Raw genomic sequence first — 7,431 nt, 5'->3', positions numbered from 1 at the left:
GCGGCTAGGGTTGTCGCGTGACCTCGAACGACGTGACCCCTCAGAGCACCCCCCAGCCCTCCCGCGAGACGGCCGCCCCGACGCCGATCAAGGTCGCCGTCCTCGGCGCGGCCGGGCGCATGGGCGCCACGGTGTGCGCGGCGGTCGAGGCCGCCGGTGACATGGAGCTCGTCGCCCGGATCGACGCGGGGGACGACCTCGCGCAGGTCGCCGCCGCGGGCGCCCAGGTCGCGGTCGACTTCACGGTCCCCGCGGTCACCGAGGACAACGTGCACGCGCTCATCGACCTCGGCGTGCACGCGGTCGTGGGCACCACGGGCTGGACGGACGTGAGCCGTGGGCGCCTCGTCGCGCACCTGGGGCGCAAGGCGGCCGAGGGCACGAGCGTCGGCGTGCTGATCGCCCCGAACTTCGGCCTGTCGGCCGTGCTCGCCATGACGTTCGCGGCCAAGGCGGCACGCTACTTCGAGTCGGCCGAGGTCATCGAGCTGCACCACCCGAACAAGGTCGACGCCCCCAGCGGCACCGCGACGCACACGGCGGGCGCCATCGCCAAGGCTCGCGCGGAGGCGGGGCTGGGGGCTAGCCCTGACGCGACCGAGTCCGGCTGGGAGGCGCGCGGCGCCGACGTCGACGGGGTCCGGGTGCACGCGGTGCGCCTGCGGGGCCTGGTCGCGCACGAGGAGATCCTCTTCGGCAACGAGGGCGAGCAGCTCATCATCCGCCAGGACTCGTTCGACCGCGTGTCGTTCATGCCCGGCGTGCTGCTCGGCATCCGTGAGGTCGTCTCACGCCCGGGTCTGACGGTCGGGCTCGAGAACGTCATGGACCTCTCGTGAGGTCACGCAAGGGCCTGATCGGGGCCGTCGTCGTCACGGCCCTGCTCGCGATCTACGTGTGGGCGATCCTGGGCCGTGCGCAGGCGCTCGTGGGGACGGGCGAGCCCGTGGGGATCGCGATCGGGATCGGCGTCCTGCTCATCCCGCTCCTCGTGATCGGGCTGATCGCGTGGGAGTTCTGGCTCGCGGTCACGGTCCAGAAGATGGCCGACGAGCTCGCCGCCGCGGGCGAGCTGCCCGTCGACGACCTGCCGCGCTCACCGGGCGGACGCATCGACCGCGCCGCGGCCGACGCGGCGTTCGAGGAGCACCGGGCCCACGCGGAGGAGCACCCCGACGACTGGCGGTCCTGGTACCACGTGGCGTTCGCCTACGACGCGTCGGGCGACCGCAAGAGGGCGCGCGCCATGCTGCGCAAGGCCGCGGGCATGTACCGGGCCGAGCGCAAGGCCTCCCGCTAGGACGGGACGCGGAGCGCCTCAGATCGAGGCGCTCCACCGGTGCTCGACGACGTCACGCACCCCGGTCGCCAGCGTCCGGGTCCGCTGGTCCGGGCCCAGGCCGGCACCGCCCAGGAACTGCTCGCGCGCGGTGTCGCCGTCCAGGATCCACGCCACGACCTCTTCGGAGCCGTCCTGGCGCAGCCGGTCGACGGCCGCGGACAGCAGCCGCGAACCGTGCCCCCCGCGCTGGTGGGCGGGCAGGACCTCGAGCGCGACGAGCTGGCCGGGGGCCACGGCCGCGAAGCCCACCACGCGGTCCGCGGCGAGGGCCACGAGCACCGCGAAGCCTGGCCCCGGCGGGGACGAGACCGCCCCGGCCCACTGCTCCTGCATCCGAGGGACGTCGAGCGAGTCGAGCACGGCCGCGCCGAGCACGTCCGCGTGCGCGGTGCGCCAGGACTCGATCTGGATCGCGGTCATCGCGACCTCGTCGCCGGGGACTGCCGGACGGACGGAGACGTCCGCCGACTCGCTGAAGAGGGCCATTCGCCAGACCCTACCCGAGGCCGTGGCCGCGGCGGCTCGTCACGCGAGGCCGAGCGCGCGCAGCCCCGCCGCGGTCGCCGCCGCGAGGATCACGACGACGAGGAACGACGCCCGCAGGGCGAGCGCGACGGCCGCGACACCGAGTGCGGGGAGGCGCGCGTCGAGCGTGAGCCCCTGACCGTCGCCGACGGTCTGGACCGCGACGAGCGCGGCCAGCAGCGAGGCCGTGACGAGGGCCGCGGTGCGCGCGACGCGGTCGGACGCGAGCCAGTGCTCGGGGATCAGGTGCCCCGCGAGCTTGAGCCCGAGGCACACGAGCGAGGCCGCGATCACGGTGGCCCACAGGGCGGCGTCGGACATCAGGGCTCCTCGGTGCGGTCGGACGGGGACGGGCCGGACGCTGACGGGCCGGACGGGGTTGCCGGATCACCCGGATCGGCGGGCCCGGTCGGGTCGGCCGGGCGCGCCGTGGCGGGCGGAGCCTCGGGCGAGGGAGCGGGCGACGGGGGCGCGGCGCCGTCGGGCACGTACTCCGTGACGGTCACGGGCTGCCGCGGCTGCCCGGCGACCTGCCCGACCACGATGGCCACGGCGGCCGCCGCGAGCACGGGGACCCCGGGCGGCACGAACGGGAGCAGCGCGACAGCCACGACGACCGCGAGCGCGGCGGTGAGCTGCATGACGCGGCTCGCGAGGCGGGGCCACAGGAGCGCGAGGAACGCCGCGCCCGCGGCGGCGTCGAGGCCCCACGCCTTGGGGTCGCCCATGGCGTCCCCGGCAAGCGCGCCGACGAGCGTGAGCAGGTTCCACACGACGAAGATCCCGATCCCCGTCCACCAGAACCCGGCCCGGAAGGCCGCCTTGCTGCGCTGGGCGGTCGCGACGGCCGTCGACTCGTCGATCGTGACGTGGGCCGCGAGCACGCGCCGCCAGCCGTGCAGCGCGAGCAGCGGCGAGAGCTGGGCGCCGTAGAGGGTGTTGCGCAGGCCGAGCAGGCCCGCGGTCGTGACCGCGGCGGCCGACGTCCCGCCCGAGGCCACGACGCCGAGGAGCGCGAACTGCGACCCGCCCGAGAACATGAGCAGGCTCAGGACCATGGTCTGCGGCAGGTCCAGCCCGGCGACCACGGACAGCGCCCCGAACGAGATGCCGTAGAGGCCCGTGGCGACCGAGACGGACACGGCCTGCCGGACGGCGGCACGCACCTCGGTGCGCTCGTCGGGGCCGGGCGGGGACTCGGCGGGCAGGGGCGAGTCGGCCCCGGAGGAGGTCGTCACGGTGGGGTCAGAGCGCGACGTACACGGTCTCGAGGTACTCCTCGAGCCCTGCCTCGCCGCCCTCGCGCCCGAGCCCGGACTGCTTCATGCCGCCGAAGGGAGCGCTCGCGTCCGAGACCAGGCCGCGGTTGATCCCGATCATCCCGGCGTCGACCTCCTCGCCCACCCGCACGGCGCGTGCGAGGTCCCGGGTGTAGGCGTAGGCCGCGAGGCCGTACTCGGTGTCGTTCGCCAGGGCGATGCCCTCGTCGTCGTCGGCGAACGCGACGATCGGGGCGACCGGGCCGAAGATCTCCTCCGTCACCACGCGCGAGCCGGCATCGACACCGGTCAGGACGGTGGGGGAGTAGAAGTGCCCGGGCGAGCGCGGACGGTCGCCGCCCGTCAGGACCTGCGCACCCTCGTCGGACGCGACCGAGACCAGCTCGTCGACCTTGTCGACGGCCTTGGCCTCGATGAGCGGCCCGACCTGCACGCCCTCCTCGCTGCCCGGCCCCACGCGCAGCTCCCCGAACGCCCGGGCGAGGCGCTGGCCGAAGTCGCGCGCGACGGCGTCGTGCACCAGGAAGCGGTTGGCCGCCACGCAGCTCTGACCCGAGTTGCGGAGCTTGGCGACCAGTGCGCCCTCGACCGCGGCGTCGAGGTCGGCGTCCGCGAAGACGAGGAACGGCGCGTTGCCTCCGAGCTCCATCGAGGTCCGCAGGACCTGGTCCGCGGCCCCCTTGAGGAGCGTGCGGCCCACGCCTGTGGACCCGGTGAAGGAGAGCTTGCGCAGGCGCGGGTCTGCGAGAAGGGGAGTGGTCACCTCCGACGCCGACGACGTCGGCACGACGTTGACCACGCCCGTCGGCAGACCGCGGTCCTCCAGGTGCCCACGGATGATCTCCGCGACCAGGGACGTCGTGAGCGGGGTCAGGTGCGCGGGCTTGATCACCACCGTGCAGCCCGCGGCGAGCGCCGGGCCGATCTTGCGCGTCGCCATGGCGATCGGGAAGTTCCACGGCGTGATGAGCAGCGCCGGACCCACGGGGCGGCGCGAGACGAGCTGACGGTTCGCCCCGCCCGGCGCTGTGCGGACCAGGCCGTCGGTGCGCACGGCCTGCTCGGCGTACCAGCGCAGGAACTCGGCGCCGTACACGACCTCGGCGCGCGCCTCGGCGAGCGGCTTGCCGCACTCGGCCGTGATGAGCGCGGCGATGTCGTCGGCGCGGGCGGTCAGCGTCGCGAAGACCGCGCGCAACAGCTCGGAGCGTTCGCGCGGCGCGACGGCGCGCCAGGCCGGGGCTGCGGCGTGCGCAGCCTCGAGCGCGCGCAGGCCGTCCGCGGGGCTCGCGTCCGAGACGTCGAACAGGACCTCCTCGGTCGCCGGGTCGGCGACCTCGAACGTCCGACCGTCCTCGGCCGGGCCCCACTGGCCACCGATCAGCAGCCCGGTCGGCAGGTGCGAGACCAGGGCGGGGGACAGGGCGTTCGTGGCGGGCGACATGGTTCGAGTATCACGCGCCGCGCGCGGGTTCGCATCGACGCGTAGACGTCCTCCTGCGACCCGCCGAGGTGACCTGCGCCTCGAACGCCGCAGAACCTCCCGCCCGGACCGCCTCCACCGGTGGACCGACACGCCGTTTCGGTCGCGCGCGCGGTAGTTTGTGCACATGGCACTTCCCCCCACGCAGGCCCGACCGTTCGGCGCCGTCCTGACCGCGATGGTCACCCCGATGACCCTCGCCGGAGAGATCGACCTCGACGCAGCGGTCAAGGTCGCGAAGCACCTCGTGGACAACGGGAACGACGGGATCGTCCTCAGCGGGACCACGGGGGAGTCGCCCACGACGCACGCACCGGAGAAGGCGGAGCTGGTCCGCGCGGTGGTCGACGCCGTCGGGGACCGTGCGCACGTGATCGCCGGCGCCGGCTCGAACGACACCCAGCACGCCGTCCGCATGGCCGAGCAGGCCGCCGAGGCGGGCGCCCACGGGCTCCTCGTCGTGAGCCCCTACTACTCGCGTCCCTCCCAGGAGGGGCTGTACCGCCACATCACGGCGGTCGCCGACGCCACGCCCCTGCCCGTCATGATCTACGACGTGCCCGGCCGTGCTGGCGTCCGCATCGCCCCGGCCACCATCGAGCGCCTCGCCGCGCACGAGCGGATCGTGGCGAACAAGGACGCCTCGGGCGACGTCTACACCGCGGCCAGGCTCATCGAGTCGACCGGGCTCGCCTGGTACAGCGGCGACGACAGCATGCTGCTGTCGTTCCTCGCGCACGGCGCGGTCGGCATCGTCTCCGTGGCCGCCCACGCGGTCGGCTCGCGCTTCGCCCAGGTCGTCTCGGCGTTCGACGCCGGTGACCACGCGGCGGCCCTCGCGGCCTTCCGCTCCGTCACCCCGACGATCGACGCCATCAACGGAGCGGGCTTCCAGGCCGTCATGGCCAAGGCCGCGCTCCAGCTCCTCGGAGTCACCGAGAACCGATACCTCAGGCTGCCGTACGTCGCAGCCACGGACGACGAGGTCGCCGTCGTCCGCGCCGGTCTGGAGGCCTCCGGCCTGCTGGACCCGGTGACCCCGCGGCCACGCTGAAACACGCTGAACTACAGGCCAGGAGGCCCCGTGAGCCACCCTCACCCCGAACTCTCCCTCCCCCCCGCGCTGCAGGCAGGTGCCCTGCGCATCGTCGCCCTCGGCGGACTCGGCGAGGTCGGACGCAACATGGCCGTCCTCGAGTACGACGGGCGTCTGCTCGTCATCGACTGCGGCGTCCTCTTCCCCGAGGACAACCAGCCCGGCGTGGACCTGATCCTGCCGGACTTCGACTACATCAAGGATCGTCTCGACGACATCGAGGCGATCATCCTGACGCACGGGCACGAGGACCACATCGGTGCCGTGCCGTACCTGCTGCGCCTGCGCCGCGACATCCCCCTGGTGGGCTCGCAGCTCACGCTCGCTTTCATCTCGGCCAAGCTCAAGGAGCACCGCATCGCCCCCGTGACCCGTGTGGTCAAGGAGGACGAGACGGTCGCGTTCGGCCCCTTCAGCTGCGAGTTCGTCGCGGTCAACCACTCGATCCCGGACGCGCTCGCGGTCGCGGTCACCACGGGGGCCGGCACGGTCCTGCACACGGGCGACTTCAAGATGGACCAGCTGCCGCTCGACGGTCGCGTCACGGACCTGCGCGCGTTCGCGCGCCTGGGCGAGAAGGGAGTCGACCTGTTCATGGTCGACTCGACCAACGCCGAGGTCCCGGGCTTCGTGACCCCCGAGGTCGAGATCGGCCCCGTCCTGGACAGCGTCTTCGGCGCCTCGGACAAGCGGATCATCGTCGCGTCGTTCTCCTCGCACGTGCACCGCGTCCAGCAGGTCCTCAACGCCGCGCACAACCACGGGCGCCGCGTCGCGCTCGTCGGGCGCTCGATGGTCCGCAACATGGGCATCGCGGCCGAGCTCGGCTACCTCAAGGTGCCGGACGGCGTCCTCATCGACCTCAAGAAGGTCGACTCGCTGCGCGACGACGAGATCGTGCTCATGTGCACGGGCTCGCAGGGCGAGCCCATGGCCGCTCTGTCGCGCATGGCCAACGGCGACCACAAGGTCTCGGTCGGCCACGGCGACACCGTGATCCTCGCGTCGTCGCTCATCCCCGGCAACGAGAACGCGGTGTTCCGCATCATCAACGGCCTCACGCGCCTCGGGGCGCGCGTCGTGCACGGTGGCAACGCCAAGGTGCACGTCTCGGGCCACGCGAGCGCGGGCGAGCTCATCTACTGCTACAACATCCTGCGGCCCAAGAACGTCATGCCGGTGCACGGCGAGGTCCGTCACCTCGTGGCGAACGGTGCGCTCGCGGTCAAGACCGGCGTACCCGCGGACCGCGTCGTCCTCGCCGAGGACGGCGTGGTCGTCGACCTCGTCGACGGCAAGGCCTCGGTCGTGGGCGCGGTGCCGTGCGGCTACGTGTACGTGGACGGGTCGAGCGTCGGCGAGCTCACGGACGCCGAGCTCAAGGACCGTCAGATCCTCGGCGAGGAGGGCTTCATCTCGCTGTTCGCCGTGGTCGACTCCGCGACGGGCAAGGTCATCGCCGGCCCGCACATCCTCGCGCGCGGTTTCGCCGAGGACGACGCCGTGTTCGAGGACGTCCGCCCGCAGGTCGTCCAGGCCCTCGAGGACGCCATCTCGGGTGGCGCCACCGACGTGCACCAGCTCCAGCAGGTCATGCGCCGCGTGGTCGGGCGCTGGGTGTCGAACCGCCTGCGTCGTCGCCCGATGATCGTCCCGGTCGTCGTCGAGGCGTAGCCGACGGATCGTCCGAAGGGCCCGTCCTCCC

8 protein-coding genes are annotated in these 7,431 nt (G+C 73.3%); 4 read left to right on the top strand and 4 right to left on the bottom strand.

Annotated features, from left to right (window positions below):
• The first annotated feature begins 119 nt into the window (after positions 1–119).
• On the top strand, positions 120–839 hold the full coding sequence (gene dapB / locus ACFRCR_RS14985) for a 4-hydroxy-tetrahydrodipicolinate reductase (protein WP_191790725.1): 720 nt from the start codon (positions 120–122) through the stop codon (positions 837–839).
• On the top strand, positions 836–1,300 hold the full coding sequence (locus tag ACFRCR_RS14980; RefSeq protein ID WP_138824777.1) for a hypothetical protein: 465 nt from the start codon (positions 836–838) through the stop codon (positions 1,298–1,300). Before dapB ends, ACFRCR_RS14980 begins: the two co-directional genes overlap by 4 nt.
• An 18-nt stretch (positions 1,301–1,318) precedes the next feature.
• Here the strand turns inward: ACFRCR_RS14980 and ACFRCR_RS14975 are convergent, their stop codons facing one another.
• From ACFRCR_RS14975 to ACFRCR_RS14960, 4 genes are read right to left on the bottom strand one after another with little or no spacing between them, the layout of a single operon-like run.
• Entirely contained in the window at positions 1,319–1,828 is a 510-nt protein-coding gene (locus ACFRCR_RS14975; RefSeq protein ID WP_377678612.1) for a GNAT family N-acetyltransferase, read from the bottom strand.
• 39 nt (positions 1,829–1,867) lie between these two features.
• Positions 1,868–2,188, bottom strand: coding sequence for an AzlD domain-containing protein (locus tag ACFRCR_RS14970; RefSeq protein ID WP_377678610.1), 321 nt, complete (start codon positions 2,186–2,188; stop codon positions 1,868–1,870).
• Positions 2,188–3,075: an AzlC family ABC transporter permease gene (locus ACFRCR_RS14965; RefSeq protein WP_377678614.1), complete on the bottom strand. Its 888-nt coding sequence runs from the start codon at positions 3,073–3,075 to the stop codon at positions 2,188–2,190. The genes ACFRCR_RS14970 and ACFRCR_RS14965 overlap by 1 nt, the downstream gene beginning before the upstream one ends.
• Before the next feature lie 37 nt (positions 3,076–3,112).
• The gene (locus ACFRCR_RS14960) at positions 3,113–4,591 is read right to left on the bottom strand and encodes an NAD-dependent succinate-semialdehyde dehydrogenase (protein WP_377678608.1); all 1,479 of its coding nucleotides are present in this window, start codon (positions 4,589–4,591) and stop codon (positions 3,113–3,115) included.
• Between the two features lie 166 nt (positions 4,592–4,757).
• Here ACFRCR_RS14960 and dapA point away from each other — a divergent pair, with 166 nt between their 5' ends.
• A complete protein-coding gene (gene dapA, locus ACFRCR_RS14955; protein WP_377678607.1) occupies positions 4,758–5,684 on the top strand; it encodes a 4-hydroxy-tetrahydrodipicolinate synthase in 927 nt (308 codons plus the stop codon).
• 30 nt (positions 5,685–5,714) lie between these two features.
• The gene (locus tag ACFRCR_RS14950; protein WP_377678605.1) at positions 5,715–7,400 is read left to right on the top strand and encodes a ribonuclease J; all 1,686 of its coding nucleotides are present in this window, start codon (positions 5,715–5,717) and stop codon (positions 7,398–7,400) included.
• Positions 7,401–7,431 lie beyond the last annotated feature (31 nt).

It is taken from the genome of Oerskovia sp. NPDC056781 (genome assembly GCF_042789955.1).
Taxonomy (GTDB): domain Bacteria; phylum Actinomycetota; class Actinomycetes; order Actinomycetales; family Cellulomonadaceae; genus Oerskovia; species Oerskovia rustica.
This window is presented reverse-complemented; position numbering and strand designations above follow the sequence as displayed.